Below are 16,478 nucleotides of genomic sequence, written 5' to 3'. Positions count from 1 at the left end.
GGCATTTTCAGCCCGTGCCGCTAGCCGCAACGCGCTGACCAGCATCGATCCCCGACCTGACCCACCGAAACCCCGCCGAACTGTGGAAGCCGGGTGAAGGCAGGTCCACACATGCGACTGACCCGTACGGCCGCTACTCTCGCGGCCACCGCTCTGACTCCGGCACTTCTGCTCGCCACTCCGGCTATCGCCGCCTCGTCGGCGCCCACGGCCGCCACCGTCACGGCGACACCGGCAACGGACGGCTCCACCACGCCGGTGGACGAGATGTCCGAGGAGGGCCTTCGCGTGGCGATTCTCCGCATCCTGGCGGACGAGGACAGTTGCAAGAGAGTCATCCGTGAGGCCAATGACGCCCTCAACGGCACCGTGGAGGACATGCGTGCCTTCCTGGAGTCCGGCTACCGCCTCGCCCGAGCCGAGGACGACCGCGTCGCCATTGCCGGCCTCCTCGCCGACGAGAACATCAGCAGCGCACTCCGTGCGGCGGCAGAGGACGCAGTCGACGGCACACCGGAGGAGATGCGGTACTTCCTGGAGCGCGGTCAGTACGAGATATTCGCCTAGGACGCGTATCGAGTCGCGATCAATTTGCGGGATTCGCCCTCGTGGCGGGGCCCGGACCGGTAGGTGTGCTTGCGTGACACGAGTGCAACTGACGGACGCGGAGTGGGAGTTCATCGGGCCGTACCTGCCGATCGGCGAGTACGGCCCGTACCCGGAGCGGCTGCGGCAGCAGTTCGAGGGGGTGATCTGGCGGTTCAAGACGGGCGGGCAGTGGCGGGAGATGCCGCAGGAGTTCGGTGCCTGGTCGACCGTCCACAACCGCTTCCGGCAATGGCGTGACGCCGGCGTCTTCGAGGCCCTGTTGGAGGGGCTGATCGCGGATGCCGCGAAGCGGGGCGAGGTGGACCTGTCCCTGGTCAGCGTCGACTCCACTACCGTGCGGGCTCACCACGACGCCGCCGGAACGCACTTGGACCAGGACGTCGTCGCCGCGCTGGAGAAGGCCGCCGCCGAGGAGGAGAAAGCCAGGTCAAAGGGGGCGGCCTCGAAGAACAAACCGGGCCGGACACAGAAACCGATCCCGGGCGGGAAGAGCGTCGACGTATCCGGCGTCGGCGCAAACTGCGGCTGAAGGCCGCTCTCCTCGGACGCTCCAGGGGCGGGCAGACCAGCAAGGTGCACCTCGCCGCCGACCGCAAGTGCCGCCCCCTGGCGTTCGTCCTGACCGCAGGCCAGGCCGCGGACAGTCCGCATTTCATCCCCGTGCTGGGCAAGATACGGGTCCGCGGCCCCGTCGGCCGCCCCCGCACCCGGCCAGACGCGGTCGCCGGGGACAAGGCCTACTCGTCCCGCGGTAATCGGGCCCACCTGCGAAAACACCACATCAAGGCAGTCATCCCGGAGAAGAAGGACCAGGCCGCCAACCGGACGAAGAAGGGCAGCAGGGGCGGCCGGCCCGTCAGTCACGACACCGACCTCTACAAAGAGCGGAACACCGTCGAATGCCTGATCAACAAGCTCAAGGCCTGGCGAGGCATCGCCACCCGCTACGACAAGACCCCTGACAGCTACCTCGCCGGCCTCCACCTACGCGCCTCGATGATCTGGATCAAAGACCTCACCCGGACCACCCAATGATCACGACTCAATACGTGCCCTAGCCGGCTGGGTCTGAGCGCGACAGCTGGCGAAACCCGCCAAATCGAGTGCTCACTCACAGCGGGGCGCTTGCGTACGGGAACTCCGGAAGGTCCGCGCGCCTCAGTTGCGTCCGGCAGGGGACCCGGCGGCGAGACAACGGCACTCACAACGACTGCGTCCGGCCGGTCGCGGTGGGGGCGGGGTCAACGGCTCGATGTGCCGGGAAGCTGTGTCGAGGGCCGCGCTGATGCCACGGTCGGCTTCCTCCCCGCTGGTCAGTGAGGCCTGCCGGCCTCGCGAGTGGTGTCCTGCGTCAGTGCCCGGCACTCACGCCGCCGTCGACGTGGAGGATCTCACCGGTGACGAACGGGGCGTGCTCCAGGTAGATCACCGCGTCGATGATGTCGCTCTGCTCGCCCATCCGGCCGACCGGTTGGAGGGCCGCGAGGGCGTCATGGGTCTCCTCCGGGTGCATAGAGGTCTTGATCGTGCCCGGTGAGACGGCGTTGACGCGAATGCCGCGCGTGGCGTACTCGATGGCGAGGGACTTGGTGGCGGACTGCAGGCCCCCCTTGGTCAGCGAGGCCAGCACGGAGGGGACTCGGGAGTCGGGGTTGTCGACCAGGCTGGTGGTGACGTTGACGATGTGGCCACCGCCCTGGGTGACCATGTGCTCGATGGCCAGCTGTGTGATGCGGAAGAATCCGGTGAGGTTCACCGCGGTCACGGCTGCGTAGTCGTCCAGGGTGTAGTCGGTGAACGGCTTGGCGACGAAGATGCCGGCGTTGTTGACCAGGGTGTCGACGCGGCCGAACTGCTCGACACCGGCGGCGATGACATGTTCGGCGGTTGCGGGATCGGCGATGTCGCCCTGGACGGTCAGGATGCCCGTGTCGTCGGACGGGGCGATGGTGCGTGAGGTGGCGACGACGGCGTAGCCGAGCTTGCGATAGGCGTCGACCAGGCCGGCACCGATGCCCTGCGAGGCACCGGTGATGACTGCGACCTTCTGGCCCTTGGTGCTCATGATGACCTTCTCCGAGAGCGGGATGGTCGGCCACGGTACTGCCCGACGCGATCACCCACGACCTATGAGTTCGGCCCGTCGGAGGAGACACTCTTTCGGCGGGCCCGCTGTGCATTTCACCCGTTTACGAGCCCGCAGCCCGGACGGTCACATACCGTAACACCCCGTGACGTATGCGGTGATGATCCGGCGCTGGCCTAGGGCAGAAGGCGCCGCTCCTTGGCCACGGCAACCGCCCCGGCCCGGGTATCCACCCCAGGTTTGTTGTAGATCCGTCCCAGATGCGTTTTCACGGTCGCCTCGCTGATGAACAGGGCCCGGGCGATGTCGCGATTCCCGAGGCCATGGGCGAGTTGCGCGAGGATGCCCTGCTCACGATCGGTGAGCGCAGGTCGCGGCTGGCGCAGGTTGGCCATCACCCGGCTGGCCACCGGCGGCGACAGCGTCGTCCGCCCCTGCGCCGCCGCGTGGATCGCGGCGAACAGTTCCTCGGGCCGCTCGGCCTTCAGCAGGTAGCCGGTCGCCCCGGCCTCGATGGCGCGGGTGATGTCCGCGTCGGTGTCGTACGTGGTCAGGACCAGAACGTGCCCGGCGCCGGGCACGGAGGTCAGCCGGCGGGTGGTCTCCACGCCGTCGATGCCCTCGCCGAGCTGCAGGTCCATCAGGACCACGTCGGGACTGTGCTTCGCGGCGAGGGCGAGCGCCTCCTCTCCGGTGCCGGCTTCGCCGACCACCTCGATGCCGGGGGCGCTGTCGAGGAGGGCGAGCAGTCCGGCGCGTACGACGACGTGGTCGTCGCAGACCAGGATGCGCACGGGGCGGTCGGCAGCCGGGGTGGTCATTGCGGGGTCTCCTGAGTGATCTGGGCGTCCTGGGGGGCCGGGACGGCGGCGGTCAGCACGGCTCCCTCACCGGGCGCCGACTCGATGGTGAGCGTGCCGCCGAGCTGGCGCACCCGGGCCCGCATCGCCGGAACGCCGTGGCCGCGCACGCCGGACGGGGAATCGGGGAGCTCGGCGGGGTCGAAGCCGTGTCCGTTGTCGGCGACGTCGAGGACGACCTGGTCGTCGAGCCGGGTAAGGGTGAGTGCGGCGGCGGTGGCGCCGGAGTGCTCCCGCACGTTGGCGAGGGCGCCCTGGGCGATGCGCAGCAATGCGGACTGCACGCGGTCGGGCAGCGGGGCGGTCGCTCCGTCGTCGTCCATGTGGAAGCGCACGGTGAGCCCGTCGTCGGACTCCCGCTCGGCGAGGGCGTGCAGCGCGGCGTCGAGACTGCCGCCGTGGGCGAGGTCGGCAGGGGCGAGGTCGTGTACGAAGCGACGGGACTCGGCGAGGTTGTGCTCGGCGATCGAGGCTGCGGTGCGGACGTGGTCGCGGGCCTTGGACGGGGCGCTGTCCCAGGTCCGCTCGGCGGCCTGGAGCAGCATCCGCTGGCTGGAGAGCCCCTGGGCGAGGGTGTCGTGGATCTCCATGGCGAGGCGCTGGCGTTCGGCGAGAGTGCCCTCGCGACGCTCGGTGGCGGCGAGTTCGCGGCGGGTGCGGATCAGGTCGTCGATGAGGGCACGCTGGCGGGCCGCCTGACGTTGGGCGTGGACGAAGACGGCAGTGGCGAGCGTGGCCACTGCCGCAGGGCCGATCACCAGGTCGAGGTCGAAGCGTGGGGCCAGCGCGAGCTGCGCAAAGATCACCAAGAGGGTGAGGAACGCGACGAGGACGTAAGCGGCGGCGGGCGGCAGGGTGCGCAGCGCGTCATAGAACAGGGGGACCGCCACCCACGCAGAAGGACGACGACGGCCCACGCGGTGACGACAGCGCCCAGCCAGGCCAGTCGGGGGACCGGCCGCCACGGGATGCGGTTGCGCGACAGGGGCGCCCGGTCGGCCGCGGCGGGGCCGATCGCGTAGAGGACAGCGAGCAGGACAGCCAGGGCGACCACCCACGGCACGCGGGGTTCCTCGGCATGCCGCTGGACGAATCGGGCCAGGCAGGTGCCCAGCAGCACGAAGAACGTGACGCGCATGACCAACGTCAGCCGCTGGTCGTCCGGACCACCTCCGGAGACAGTTCCGGCGCCGGCAGCCCTGCCGCCGACACGGCGGCCTGCGGAGCGGCCCGGTCGCCGGGAGCGGCCGGGCCGGGCGGCGGGGCCGGCGGTCGCGCCGACGGGTGCCGGAGTGCTTGGGTCTGCGCCGTCGGTGCTCGTGGTGCCCGGTGACGCCTGGTCGTCCTCGCAGGCGCTCACGTACGTGCCGTCGGTCCTGAGGGTGTCCGAGGCCGTGTCCGGGCGCGCGGAGCCGGGAAGGCCCGCGGCCGTGCCGCCCGGGTGGGAGGCACCAGGGGCTGTGCCGTCGGCGTCCGTGCCCGAGGGCGTGTCGCCGGGGAACGGGCCGGTGGGGTCGGGCCGCATGCGCGCCTCCTGGGTCCGGCTCGCTGTGCCGTCCTGGGTGTGACAGGGAGCCCAGCCCTGAGCTGGACAGACATTTCCATTATCGCCAAAGCGGGCGGCCCGGGGGTCAGCCGATCGGTTGACCCCCGTGTCAGCCGTCCCGCGCGCGGTATGCAGCCGGAACGCCGACAGGACGGGGCCCTTGGCGGACCCAGCATGGATGTCAGAGCGGGACGGCCCGGACCGACCGAGCCCCAACCGAGCTTTAAAATCCAGGAGTTGGCCCCATGAAGCCTGTCAAGAAGGTCTCGAAGCGCACCCGTGCCGTCACCGGCGGCGCACTGGCCGCCGCCATCGCTCTCGGCGGCTTCGGCGCCTACTCCGCCGGCGCCACCCCGGCCCCGGCGGCCCAGGCCGCGGTGCAGGCGGACGCCCAGAACAAGAACCTGACCCGGTCGGTCCACTTGACCATCGACGCCGCCACCGAGGCCGCGCAGGCCGCGCTCGACGCCGCCGAGAGGGAGAACCAGCGTATCTCCGTCGCGGTCGTCGACCGCAACGGCAACACCATCGTCACCCTGCGCGGCGACGGCGCCGGTCCGCAGTCCTACGAGTCGGCGGAGAAGAAGGCGTACACGGCCGTGTCCTGGAACGCGCCCACCTCCGAGCTGGCCAAGCGCCTGGAGCAGGCACCCAACCTGAAGGACATCCCCGGCACGCTGTTCCTCGGCGGCGGCGCCCCGGTCACCGCCAAGGGTGCCCCGATCGCGGGCATCGGCGTCGCGGGTGCGCCCTCCGGTGATCTGGACGAGAAGTTCGCCCGGGCCGGTGTCGCCGCACTGAACAAGTAACAGCGCTTGCGGCGCACACTGCGGACGGTTCACATGACTCGGTTCATGCCACCCACGATGTCGCGGAGGTCCAGGTGAGCACATTGAGCAGTACGCCCGCTCAGACCCCGGCAGTGCATGTATCCCCCCGTAGAGTGCGCCGCCGGCCCTTCAACCCCGCCCGGATCCGCGCAGGCGTCCGGGCGGCGATCGGCCTCGCCGTGCGTACGAGGACGGCCCTTACCTCATTGCGCAGCCTGACTCACCCGAGGAGCGCCCCCATGCCCCCTGCCGACCGAGCCCTTCTGGCCGCCGTACGGGACGATGACGCCGACGCCGTGGGCGCGGGCCTCGCTGACGGCGCCGACATCGAGGCCCGCGACGAGCACCGCCGCACCCTGCTCCTGATCGCAGCCGTCGGCGACCACGTGGCGGCTGCCGAGGCCCTCGTCGCCGCGGGCGCCGACCCCAACGCCCAGGACGACCGCGAGGACAGCCCTTGGCTGGTCACCGGCGTCACCGGCAGCGTCCGCATGATGCGCACCCTGCTCCCGGCAGAACCCGACCTGAAACTGCGCAACCGCTTCGGCGGCACCGCCCTGATTCCCGCCGCCGAACGCGGCCACGTCGACTACGTACGGGCCCTGCTCCGAGAGACCGACATCGACGTCGACCACGTCAACCGGCTCACCTGGACCGCGATGCTCGAGGCAGTCATCCTCGGCGACGGCGGCCGCGCGCACCAGGAGATCGTGGAGCTCCTCATCGCCGCCGGCGCCACACCGGATCTGCCGGACGGCGACGGCGTCACCGCGCTCGAACACGCTGAGCGCCGCGGCTTCACATAGATTGCCGGCCTGCTGAGGCCCGTCCCGTGAACCACCGCACGGACACCGGGGGTTTCGGTGATGCTGACGTAGCGGTGGTTGCCGCCGGCGGAATGCAGGGTGTGCCAGTACGGGCTGAGTTCGACATGCCAGTCCCACGTCTGCACACCGACGTGGGCGCTGCCCCCGTCGGCTGTCCGGAGTCGGCGGACGGTGGTCGAACATTCCCCCCGCGTCGTCCCGCCCACGGCATCCTTGCCAAGATCGGCGTGAACAGCGCCGGACTCGGCCTGCACTTCAACATCCTCGGACATCGGGACGACCGCGTCGGCGGCATACCCGTACACGTCCTCGCCGCGCTCGTCCTCGAAGAGGCCGACAACGCCGACCAGGCACGGCAGATCCTCCACGACAGCCCCATCACCTCGTCCGGATCCTTCATGCTCTTCGACACACAACGCGCCGTGCTGCTCGACATCAGCCCCGCAGGCATCTTCGAGGCACCCCAAGTGGCTGAAGGAACGTACCTGCGCACCAACCACTTCCTCACCGCGGTACCCGCCGAACACGAGAAGTCCTGGCTCTACCAGCCCGACTCCGGCGAACGCCACGCCTTCCTCCGTAACCGCCTCGCCCACAGCAACGCCGCCACCGACGATCAGTTGCTCCAACAGCTCGTGACCGGCCCGGGAGAGCCTCCCGTCACCTGCATCCCAGACATGGACAGTCCGATGGGTCGCCGCTGGGCAAGTCTCGCCACCGTCGTCCTCAACCCCGGCTCCCGCACCGCGCGTGTACTCGACGGAACCCCTGCCGAACACACCACCCGCCCCTGGCGCTCACTCCAAGCGTGATCCAACGCAGACCGCTCTCACCACGATCGGCACCGCTCATGCGCCGGCGATTGCTGGTTCTGCCGGCCGCGGCCCGAGAGCCGACCCGGCAGATGTTCCCGGTCGCAGCACCAGTGTTCCGCGCCTGAAATCCTGAGGACGACCCTCCGGCGAGGCGTACAACCCTGGACGAACTTGGGATGTCTTCTGGGTGAGTGCAATTCGGCATTGCCCTCACTGCACTACCCAACGGGGGAGGCTGCACATGATTCCACGCCCTTCTGCGATGGGCGCGGCAGCGTTGCCCGGCACTCCCGGGCCCCTGCACCGGTCCGTGCTTCGGCGTCTCGCCGGGGAACCGACCGCGCACCTCCGTCGACCACCCCCACGCACAATCCACCGCGGCTGAGCAGGACGCCGTAGGCAACCTAGGAGACCAAGGAGGTTCTTGTGCGTCACATCAGAAGCGCGGCCCTTACGGCCGCGGCACTCCTCACCCTCGGTGGCGGGGCCGTGTTTGCGGCCCCCGCCGCACAGGCCGCGGTGCCCTTTCCGTCCATCGGCTGGCAGCAGCGCAATTGCGACTACGACGGCAACGGTTTCGACGACGTGCTGATCGGCGCCCCGGGCGCCACGGTGAGCGGCGCCACGGGCGCCGGCTACGTCACCGTGCAGTACAGCTCGTCAAGCGGTCTCAGTACCACCAAGAAGAGCGTCCTCCACCAGGACACCTCGGGCGTCCCGGGCGGTGCCGAGGCCGGCGACGGCTTCGGGCAGGCCGTGGCCTCGGGCGACCTGGACAACGACGGCTACGACGACGCGATCGTCGGCATCCCTGGCGAGGACCTGGCCGGGCTGTCCGATGCGGGCGGCGCCGTCGTCTTCTGGGGCTCACCGACCGGGCTGCATGGGGCCGACAGCACCTGGCTGGAGGACCCCGAGCAGCTGCGGGCCGGCGCGAACTTCGGGCGGGCGATCGAAGCGGCCCGGTACTCCGCCCCGGACCCGGCGCACCCGGACGCCAATCTGCGCGACTCGATCGCCGTACTGGAGGACGACGCGCTGCTGTTCTTCACCGCCCCGCCGGGGGCGACGGCGCAGCAGCTGAAGGTGTCGGACCGCAGCATGCGGGCGCGGGACTTCGCACCGCTGGACACCGGCTTCGAGTTCCGCAACCTCAGCCACGGCAACTACAACGAGGACTCCTGGGCCGACCTGGCGATCTCCGGGGTCACCACCGGTGACCAGCCGGGCATCGGCTCGGTGCAGGTGCTGCACGGCGCGCCGGACATCGCCGACCTCGGTGACGGCGGCACGTTCGGGGGCGGGCCGGCCATCGTCTCCGGCGACTGGGACGGCACCGGCCAGGACGACCTCATCATCGGCGACACGGGCGTGGGCTCGCCGCTGGGCGGCGGCATCTCCGTCTATCTGGGCAGGGGTGACCTGTCCGGCCTCGAACCGGAGGAGGTGCAGACGTGGACCCAGGACTCTCCCGGCGTTCCCGGCGTCGCTGAGGCGGGCGACCAGTGGGGCGCCGAGCTGTCGGCCGGCGACACCGACGGCGACGGCCACCCGGACCTCGCGATCGGCGCTCCCGGTGAGGACATCGGCACCGTGGCCAACGCGGGCGCGGTGTGGGTGATGCGCGGCGCGCCGTTCGGCCTTACCGACGTCGGTGTGAAGAGCTTCGACCAGAAGCTCGCCGACATCCCCGGCGTGGCCGAGACCTCGGACCGCTGGGGCGGCCAGGTGCGGCTGATCGACGCCAATAAGGACGGCCTCTTCGGCCTGCTGGCGGCGGCACCGGGCGAGAACACCAACGACGGCTTCGTGTGGGTCATCCCCGCGTCGTCGTCGGGGCTGGTCGCCGAGGGAACGTGGACCTACGACGGGACACGCCTCGGGGCGCCGGTGGCCAACGCGCAGTTCGGGGCGGCGATCGACGAGTAGCGGAAGCCTCAAGGAGGGCTGGGAGTGCACCGGGAATCAAGAGAACTCACCAGTCCCGTATGACCCTTGGGTCACGCCCGTGGCCTTCTGGTTGCCGAACGTGGCGTTGTGCCTGTGACGAATCGGGCACAGCGCCACGAACCAATCTCCGGGAGCCCATGACCCGGCCAACGGTCTGACCGTCGACAAGCGGCCGACGCTCAGCCGGGACAGCTCCGGTGTCGCGGCGGGCGGCGCCCTCACCGCCGCCCGCCGCCCGCGCACACACCGCCCGTGCCGTTCAGGACATCGGTGCGGTTCGAGGCCCGTCGGGCGCCGTCAGGCCGCGGTCTGCGGTTCGTGGGCCTGTGCCAGAATTCGCCGTGCGCGGTCCAGTACCGGTCTGTCGACCATGTGCCCGTCGACCGTGGTGACCGAGTCGCCGGCTTCGAGGACGGCCCGTGCCCACTGCAGCTCCTGCGCCGAAGGCGCGAATCCTTCGACGACTGCCGGGAGTTGGGTCGGGTGGATGGAGAGCTTGCCGGTGAAGGCGAGGCGGCGGGCGTGAGTGATGTCGGCACGCAGTATGTGCGTGTCCCGTAGGGCGGTGGTGATGCCGTCGACCGGCGGGCAGACGCCCGCCGCGGCCGAGGCGGGCGACCAGCCTGGAGCGTGCGTAACTCAGCGCCGCGTGGTCGTCGTGGGCGACGCCGAGCCGGGCGGCCAGGTCGACGTTGCCGAATGCGGCGCGCGCGACGCTGGGCGTGGCGCACACCTCGAGGGCTCGCTCCACGCCGAGGGCTGTCTCGATGAGAGGGATGAGTCCGCATCGGCCCGCTGTGCGGGCGGCGAGGTCCGCGAGTACGGCGGGGTCTTCGGCCTTGGGCACCATGACGGGGCAGCCGTGCTCGGCCGCCGCGCCGAGGTCGGCTTCGGACCAGGGGGTTCCGGGTGGGTTGATCCGTACGATCGCCTGATTGCCGAGCGCGAGCCAGTCAGCAGCGTTGTCGCGGGCACGGTCCTTGCCGGTGACCGCGACAGCGTCTTCGAGATCGATGATGACCAGGTCGGGTCCGCAGGAGGCTGCCTTGCCGAAGCGGTCGGGCCGGTCTCCCGGCACGAACAGCAGGCTCCGGGCAGCGGTGATGCGGTCGTGGAGCACGGTCATGCGAACGTCACCTCAGCCATGGCGTGGCGCGCCTCCCGGTGGGTGGCGACATGCAGCTCGGCATGCCCGTCGGAGGGTGTGCCGCAGGCCGTCAGGCGCTCGCCGGCGAACACCGGCCGCCGGAGCCGGTACGACAGGGAGCTCACCTGCCGTGCCGGGGCGTGGCGGCGAACCAGTTCCAGCATGAGCAGGGCCAGCAGAGGGCCGTGGACGACGAGGCCGGGGTAGCCTTCTTCGCCCTGGCAGTACGGGGTGTCGTAGTGGATGCGGTGCGCGTTCGCGGTCAGGGCACTGAACCGGAAGAGCAGTGCCGGGTCCGGGCGCAGCGGAAGTTGCCACTGGGCGTCGGTGTCCGGGAAGGCGGACTCGTCGAGTCCGGTGGGGTGCTGCCGTGCACTGCGTCCGGACCGGTAGACGATGTCCTGTTCTTCGACGAGGCACGTGCGGCCGTGCTGCCGGAACTCGCGACGCTCGGTGACGAACAGCCAGGAAGGTGAGCGCGATGCATCCCGTGACGTACCAGAAGAGGACCACCTCGTGGCTGCTGTTCTTGAGCCCAGCGCGAGGGGCTCGGTCAGCGCACCGAAGGTGGCGGTGACCGGAGCGTGGGGAGTCCCACACCGAGGGCCCGCACCTTCGTGGGGAACATCTCGGCCTTGATGATGGCGGCCAGGGCCGAGTACCCGCTGACGAAGGTGAGCGCCGCGGTCATCAGGAGCAAGGCGATCCACGGATTTCTGGTGCGGCCGGTCGTCCCTGCCAGGAGGGGCCGGTGCGTGTGTCTGACTCATCCGTTACGACTCCGCTGGTCGGTCGGCTCGAGGTGCCCATCATCATGAGCGCTGATGGATGAGGTTGAACAATAGAAAGGTGTGATACCTGCATGCTCCGCCTGCATGGCATCCAGCCGAGTGGGGCTACGGCAGCTCGTCGAGCAACGCCCCGACCAGCGCGCTCGCTTCGCGTGTGTTGTGAGCACTGCGGGCAGGCGCGTGAGGTCGCTCGCCCTCGCTGGAGACGTCGGGTCCCTGTACCTGGGCGGAGGGCCATCTGCCCTGAGCCACTGCCGAGTTGATCTGGCGCACCAGCTGCCGGGCGACGCCCTCCACGGCGGGAGGGGTACGCCCGGACCTCGGAGTGCCCAGGACCACCGAGCGCCACACGTCGGGTTCGCACAGCGGTGCGGCGCTCAGAGTGCCGTTCGCGACATCGTCGGCGACGCCCAGGCCCGGCAGGACGGTCCAGCCGTGCCCGGCCAGGACGAGCTGCTTCTGCACGCGCATGGAGTTGGTCTGCACGGCGACGTTCATGACGGCTCCGGACCGCACCGCCGCGGCGTCGGTCAGCCTGCGCAGCGCATGCCCGGACGAGGGCATCACGAGCGGGTGGGCTGCCGCTTCCGCGAAGGGGACGGGACGGTCGGCCCGCAGTCCCTCCGAGGGCGGGGCCACCGCCCACAGGTGCTCTCGCACCAGCGGGCGCGCATTGAGCGACGGCGTGCTGTCCAGGTTGTAGAGCAGGGTCAGGTCCAGGTCCCCGTCGTCGAGCCATTGCTGCAGATGGCCTGAGTAGGCGGTGATCAGGCGCAGTTCGACGCCGGGGTGCTCGCGGGCGACGGCTGACACCAGCGGCTCCGCGAGCAAGTCGCTCGTGCTCTCCAACAGCCCGACGGCGACGATGCCCGCCACCACGCCGGGAGCCGGCTGAACCTCCGCGCGGGCCCGCTCCAGCTCGTTCAGGGCCCGCCGCGCCCGGTCCACCATGATCGCTCCGGCCTCCGTGGGGCGCATGCCCTGCCGGGTCCGCTCGAACAGGGTGACGCCGAGTTCCTGCTCCAGGGTGTGGATCTGCCGGGTGACCGCGGGCTGCACCAGGTGCAGAAGCTCCGCGGCGCGCGTGACGCTGCCCACCTCGGCAACCGTGACGAGCGCCGTGAGCTGCTTGACGTCCACGGGTCTTCCCTCCACCGCCATCCGAGGCAGACATGGTGTCATCACGAATTGCTATTTCACTCGCGCTGCCATGAGTGTTCATGATGGTAATCCCGGTACGGGACCCGCACCCTCCTGGAGGTCGCCTCATGACCGAGCTTCCCGAAGAACTGCCGCTCTCCGGCATCACCGTCGTCAGCGTCGAGCAGGCGGTGGCGGCCCCGTTCGCCACCCGTCAGCTGGCCGATCTCGGTGCACGCGTGATCAAGGTGGAACGGCCGGGAGGGGGCGACTTCGCACGCCGCTACGACACCACGGTGCACGGCGAGTCCAGCTACTTCGTATGGCTCAACCGGTCGAAGGAGTCCATCACGCTCGACCTGAAGTCCGATCGGGGGAGGAAGGTTCTGGAGCAACTGCTGGCCGGGGCTGATGTGTTCGTCCAGAACCTGGCCCCCGGCGCGGCCGCCAGGATGGGCCTGGGCGCCGAGGCCCTCGCCGAACGCTTCCCTTCACTGATCCCGTGCTCCATCTCCGGCTATGGATCCAGCGGCCCCTGGGCCGGCCGCAAGGCGTACGACCTTCTGGTTCAGTGCCAGACGGGCCTGGTCTCACTCACCGGAAACGAGCACGGCGCGGCTCGGGTGGGGGTGTCGGTCGCCGACATCGCCGCCGGCATGTACGCCTACTCCGGCATCCTCACCGCCCTGTTCACGCGCGCGACCACCGGCACCACCCGCGCCGTGGAGGTCTCGCTGTTCGAGGCGCTGGCCGAGTGGATGAATCAGCCCGCCTACTACACGCGCTACGGCGGCACCCAGCCCCCGCGCATCGGGACCCAGCACGCCACCATTGCCCCCTACGGCGCCTACACCGCCGCCGACGGGAAGGATGTGCTGTTCTCCGTCCAGAACGAACGTGAATGGGCCGCCCTGTGCGAGCAGTTCCTCGGTCTGCCCGGGCTCGTCGGAGATACGCGCTTCGCCACCGGCTCCGCCCGCGTAGCCCACCGTGAGCAACTCAACGCGATCGTGGCCGAGCGGTTCGGCCATCTGGACAGCGGCGAGGTCATGAAGCTGCTGGACGAGGCGGGCATCGCCAACGCCGGCGTCAACGACATCGAGGAGTTCCTGGCCCACCCCGTGCTCGGTGCCCGGGACCGCTGGCGCGACGTACGGATTCCCGGAGGAGCTGTAGTGCCTGCGCTGCTACCGCCCGCGGACCTGGCCGGCACCGCCCCACGCATGGACGCCGTGCCCGCCGCCGGGGAGCACACCGAGAGCATCCTGGCCGAGCTGGGATACAGCACGGCTGACATCGGCGGTCTGAAGGCCGACAGCGTCATCTGAACTTCCTTCGCAGGAACGTCAGCGGCAGCAACGTCCTTCGGTCTCTTCAGCCCTGTCAGCAAGGAGCGTCACAGAATGAGCGCCCTCGACATCCTCTCCGAGGACGAGCGGTTCATCGTCAGTACGGTGCACGACTTCGTGGACAAGGAGGTGAAGCCGGTGGTCCGGGAACTGGACCACGCGAACACCTACCCCGAGGCCCTGATCGAGCAGATGAAGCAGCTCGGCATGTTCGGCCTGGCCATCCCGGAGGAGTACGGCGGCACTCCGGTCTCCACCCCCTGTTACGTCCTCGTCACCGAGGAGCTCGCCCGCGGCTGGATGAGCCTGGCCGGCGCCATGGGCGGGCACACCGTGGTCTCCAAGCTGCTGCTGCACTTCGGCACCGAGGAACAAAAGCGCCGTTACCTCCCGAAGATGGCCACCGGTGAGATCCGGGCGACCATGGCCCTCACCGAACCGGGCGGCGGCTCGGCCCTCCAGGCCATGCGCACCGTGGCCCACAAGCACGCGGACGGATATCTGGTCAACGGGTCCAAGAGGTGGATCACCAACTCCCGGCGGTCCGGGCTGATCGCGCTGATGTGCAAGACCGACCCGGATGCCGCCCCCGCCCACAAGGGCATCTCGATCCTGCTCGTCGAACACGGGCCCGGCCTGACGGTCTCGCGTGACCTGCCCAAGCTCGGCTACAAGGGCGTGGAGAGCTGCGAGCTGTCGTTCGACGACTACCGGGCGCCGGCCGATGCCGTACTCGGTGGGGTCGAGGGCAAGGGCTTCGCGCAGATGATGAAGGGCCTGGAGACCGGAAGGCTCCAGGTAGCGGCTCGCGCGCTCGGGGTCGGTCGGGCGGCGTTCGAGGACGCCCTCGCCTACGCCCAGGAGCGCGAGTCCTTCGGCGAGCCGATCTGGAAGCACCAGTCGATCGGCAACTACCTCGCGGACATGGCCACGTCGCTGACCGCCGCCCGTCAGCTCACCCTCTACGCGGCCCGGCAGGCCGAGGCGGGGCGCCGCGTGGACATGGAGGCCGGCATGGCGAAGCTCTTCGCCTCCGAGACCGCGATGCAGATCGCCCTCAACGCCGTTCGCCTTCACGGCGGTTACGGCTACTCCACCGAATTCGACGTCGAGCGCTACTTCCGCGACGCCCCTCTGATGATCGTCGGCGAAGGTACCAACGAAATCCAGCGCAACGTCATTGCAAGCCAGCTCGTCAAGCGCGGAGGTCTCGACGCATGAAGAAAGGCGGCGGTGCTCAGCGCGGCGAATGCGCCGACCTGCCCGGGAGCGGCGTCGAGCGCGGACACAGCTATGAGCGGGACGGCGACGCAACCCGCTGCTCTCCGCGACCGTCCTCAGTGAGTTCGGCACCAGCACCGGGGGCGCATGGAACCCTCGGCCGGCGACTGCTGGGCGTGCCGGAGCGGGCGGTGTCGCATCGCGCTCACTTCCCCGGAGCGGCCAGTCCCGCCGTGTCCGCCACGTGCGAGGGTGACGACGGGCGCTTCCGCCACCGCGTCGCCGCGACACCGGTGAGCACGACAGTCGCTCCCACGATGACACGCAGCCCGAGCTCCTCGTTGAGGACGATCGCCCCCAGCCCCACCGATACGACCGGCAGGAGGTACCCGACGGTGGCCGCGCTGGTGGCTCCCTCGTCCGCGATGAGCCGGTAGCTGAGGTAGAAGGTGAATCCGGTGCTGCAGATCCCGAGGACGGCGACGGCGAGTACGGCCCGCAGATCGAGGTCCACGGGTGCCGTGCGACCGACCAGCACGGCCGGCGCGGCGAGTGCCGTGGCGGCAACGAGCTGGGCCGCCGAGAGAGCCAGAGGGGCCGTTCCCCGGCCGGCCAGGCGGCTCCCCATGTAGGCGAAGCCGACGGCATAGCTCGCTGACGCCCCGAGCAGGGCGAGCATGCCCCCGCTCAGGAGTCCTGTTGCCTGCCAGGGGGCGAAGATCACCAGCGTTCCGGCGAATCCGAGCAGCAGCCCGCCCAGGCGGACCGGACGGATTCCGCGCTCCGTGCCGATGAAGGTGCCGATCAGCACGGACCACAGCGGAGTCGTCGCATGCAGCACGCCGGCCAGCCCGGAGTCGACGGTCCGCTCGCCGATACCGAAGAGGAGGAACGGCAGAGCGTTGCAGAAGAAGGCGGCCACGACGAGGTGCCCCCACGTCCCGCGGTCACGTGGAAGACGCTGGTGCGCGCCGCGGGTCAGGACGAGAAGAACGGCCGCGCCGAGGGCGGAGCGGGCGAAGGCGATCTGAAACGGCGTCAGTCCGCTGTTGAGAGCCAGCTTGATCCACAGAAACGCCGCCCCCCACAGCAACGCCAGTCCGGCCACGCGCATCAGCGAGCCACGTCGGCTGTCGATCACTTTCGGCCTCCCCGCGTCGTCGGTCGGCTACGAATGCTGCCCGGGAGATCACAACAGGACAAGCGAAAAGTGGCTCTCCTGCCGTATGAGTGGGTCACTCTGTGGCGGGTTGGCGGCCGGGGAGGGTGGGACGTTCTCCGGCGAGGGTGAGCATGACGAGGGCGAT

Annotated in this window: 13 protein-coding genes and 2 pseudogenes; 8 read left to right on the top strand and 7 right to left on the bottom strand. The window is 70.0% G+C overall.

Features of this window, described 5'->3' with window-relative positions; translation table 11 throughout:
- Positions 1-111: 111 nt before the first annotated feature.
- Both ABZV38_RS35380 and ABZV38_RS35375 read left to right on the top strand, forming a co-directional pair.
- Positions 112-567 carry an ALF repeat-containing protein gene (locus ABZV38_RS35380; RefSeq protein ID WP_356332553.1) on the top strand — a complete coding sequence of 152 codons (456 nt, stop codon included), beginning with the start codon at positions 112-114 and terminating at the stop codon, positions 565-567.
- A gap of 73 nt (positions 568-640) precedes the next feature.
- Positions 641-1,644 (top strand): annotated as a pseudogene (locus tag ABZV38_RS35375) (IS5 family transposase).
- 316 nt (positions 1,645-1,960) lie between these two features.
- Here the strand turns inward: ABZV38_RS35375 and ABZV38_RS35370 are convergent.
- From ABZV38_RS35370 to ABZV38_RS35360, 3 genes and pseudogenes are all read right to left on the bottom strand, one after another.
- Positions 1,961-2,674 carry an SDR family oxidoreductase gene (locus tag ABZV38_RS35370; RefSeq protein WP_356332552.1) on the bottom strand — a complete coding sequence of 238 codons (714 nt, stop codon included), beginning with the start codon at positions 2,672-2,674 and terminating at the stop codon, positions 1,961-1,963.
- Positions 2,675-2,871: 197 nt separating this feature from the next.
- On the bottom strand, positions 2,872-3,516 hold the full coding sequence (locus ABZV38_RS35365; protein WP_356332551.1) for a response regulator transcription factor: 645 nt from the start codon (positions 3,514-3,516) through the stop codon (positions 2,872-2,874).
- A pseudogene (locus ABZV38_RS35360) lies at positions 3,513-4,693 on the bottom strand (sensor histidine kinase). The gene ABZV38_RS35365 and the pseudogene ABZV38_RS35360 overlap by 4 nt, the downstream one beginning before the upstream one ends.
- Before the next feature lie 653 nt (positions 4,694-5,346).
- Here ABZV38_RS35360 and ABZV38_RS35355 point away from each other — a divergent pair.
- The 4 genes from ABZV38_RS35355 to ABZV38_RS35340 all read left to right on the top strand — a co-directional run bounded on the left by ABZV38_RS35355 (position 5,347) and on the right by ABZV38_RS35340 (position 9,502).
- Positions 5,347-5,910, top strand: a complete 564-nt coding sequence (locus tag ABZV38_RS35355; protein WP_356332550.1) for a heme-binding protein — start codon at positions 5,347-5,349, stop codon at positions 5,908-5,910.
- A 260-nt stretch (positions 5,911-6,170) separates the two neighbouring features.
- Positions 6,171-6,737, top strand: a complete 567-nt coding sequence (locus ABZV38_RS35350) for an ankyrin repeat domain-containing protein (RefSeq protein ID WP_356332549.1) — start codon at positions 6,171-6,173, stop codon at positions 6,735-6,737.
- A 125-nt stretch (positions 6,738-6,862) separates the two neighbouring features.
- On the top strand, positions 6,863-7,570 hold the full coding sequence (locus ABZV38_RS35345) for a C45 family peptidase (RefSeq protein WP_356332548.1): 708 nt from the start codon (positions 6,863-6,865) through the stop codon (positions 7,568-7,570).
- A 429-nt stretch (positions 7,571-7,999) separates the two neighbouring features.
- The gene (locus tag ABZV38_RS35340; protein ID WP_356332547.1) at positions 8,000-9,502 is read left to right on the top strand and encodes an esterase; all 1,503 of its coding nucleotides are present in this window, start codon (positions 8,000-8,002) and stop codon (positions 9,500-9,502) included.
- A 280-nt stretch (positions 9,503-9,782) separates the two neighbouring features.
- Here the strand turns inward: ABZV38_RS35340 and ABZV38_RS35335 are convergent, their stop codons facing one another.
- The 3 genes from ABZV38_RS35335 to ABZV38_RS35325 all read right to left on the bottom strand — a co-directional run bounded on the left by ABZV38_RS35335 (position 9,783) and on the right by ABZV38_RS35325 (position 12,601).
- Positions 9,783-10,649 (bottom strand): aldolase/citrate lyase family protein, encoded by an 867-nt coding sequence (locus tag ABZV38_RS35335; protein WP_356332546.1) that lies wholly within the window; start codon positions 10,647-10,649, stop codon positions 9,783-9,785.
- Positions 10,646-11,380, bottom strand: coding sequence for a hypothetical protein (locus ABZV38_RS35330; RefSeq protein ID WP_356332545.1), 735 nt, complete (start codon positions 11,378-11,380; stop codon positions 10,646-10,648). The genes ABZV38_RS35335 and ABZV38_RS35330 overlap by 4 nt, the downstream gene beginning before the upstream one ends.
- 186 nt (positions 11,381-11,566) lie before the next feature.
- Positions 11,567-12,601 carry a LysR family transcriptional regulator gene (locus ABZV38_RS35325; RefSeq protein WP_356332544.1) on the bottom strand — a complete coding sequence of 345 codons (1,035 nt, stop codon included), beginning with the start codon at positions 12,599-12,601 and terminating at the stop codon, positions 11,567-11,569.
- 128 nt (positions 12,602-12,729) lie between these two features.
- Here ABZV38_RS35325 and ABZV38_RS35320 point away from each other — a divergent pair, with 128 nt between their 5' ends.
- Both ABZV38_RS35320 and ABZV38_RS35315 read left to right on the top strand, forming a co-directional pair.
- A complete protein-coding gene (locus ABZV38_RS35320; protein ID WP_356332543.1) occupies positions 12,730-13,929 on the top strand; it encodes a CaiB/BaiF CoA-transferase family protein in 1,200 nt (399 codons plus the stop codon).
- A gap of 75 nt (positions 13,930-14,004) precedes the next feature.
- Positions 14,005-15,171, top strand: coding sequence for an acyl-CoA dehydrogenase family protein (locus ABZV38_RS35315; RefSeq protein WP_356332542.1), 1,167 nt, complete (start codon positions 14,005-14,007; stop codon positions 15,169-15,171).
- Positions 15,172-15,376: 205 nt separating this feature from the next.
- Here ABZV38_RS35315 and ABZV38_RS35310 read toward each other — a convergent pair whose 3' ends face one another.
- Positions 15,377-16,285, bottom strand: a complete 909-nt coding sequence (locus ABZV38_RS35310; protein ID WP_356332554.1) for a DMT family transporter — start codon at positions 16,283-16,285, stop codon at positions 15,377-15,379.
- Positions 16,286-16,478 lie beyond the last annotated feature (193 nt).

Origin of the sequence: Streptomyces sp. NPDC005181 (assembly GCF_040608395.1) — a bacterium.
In the GTDB taxonomy this organism is placed as follows: domain Bacteria; phylum Actinomycetota; class Actinomycetes; order Streptomycetales; family Streptomycetaceae; genus Streptomyces.
The sequence above is the reverse complement of the archived record's forward strand: the minus strand, read 5'-3'. Positions and strand labels throughout refer to the sequence as shown.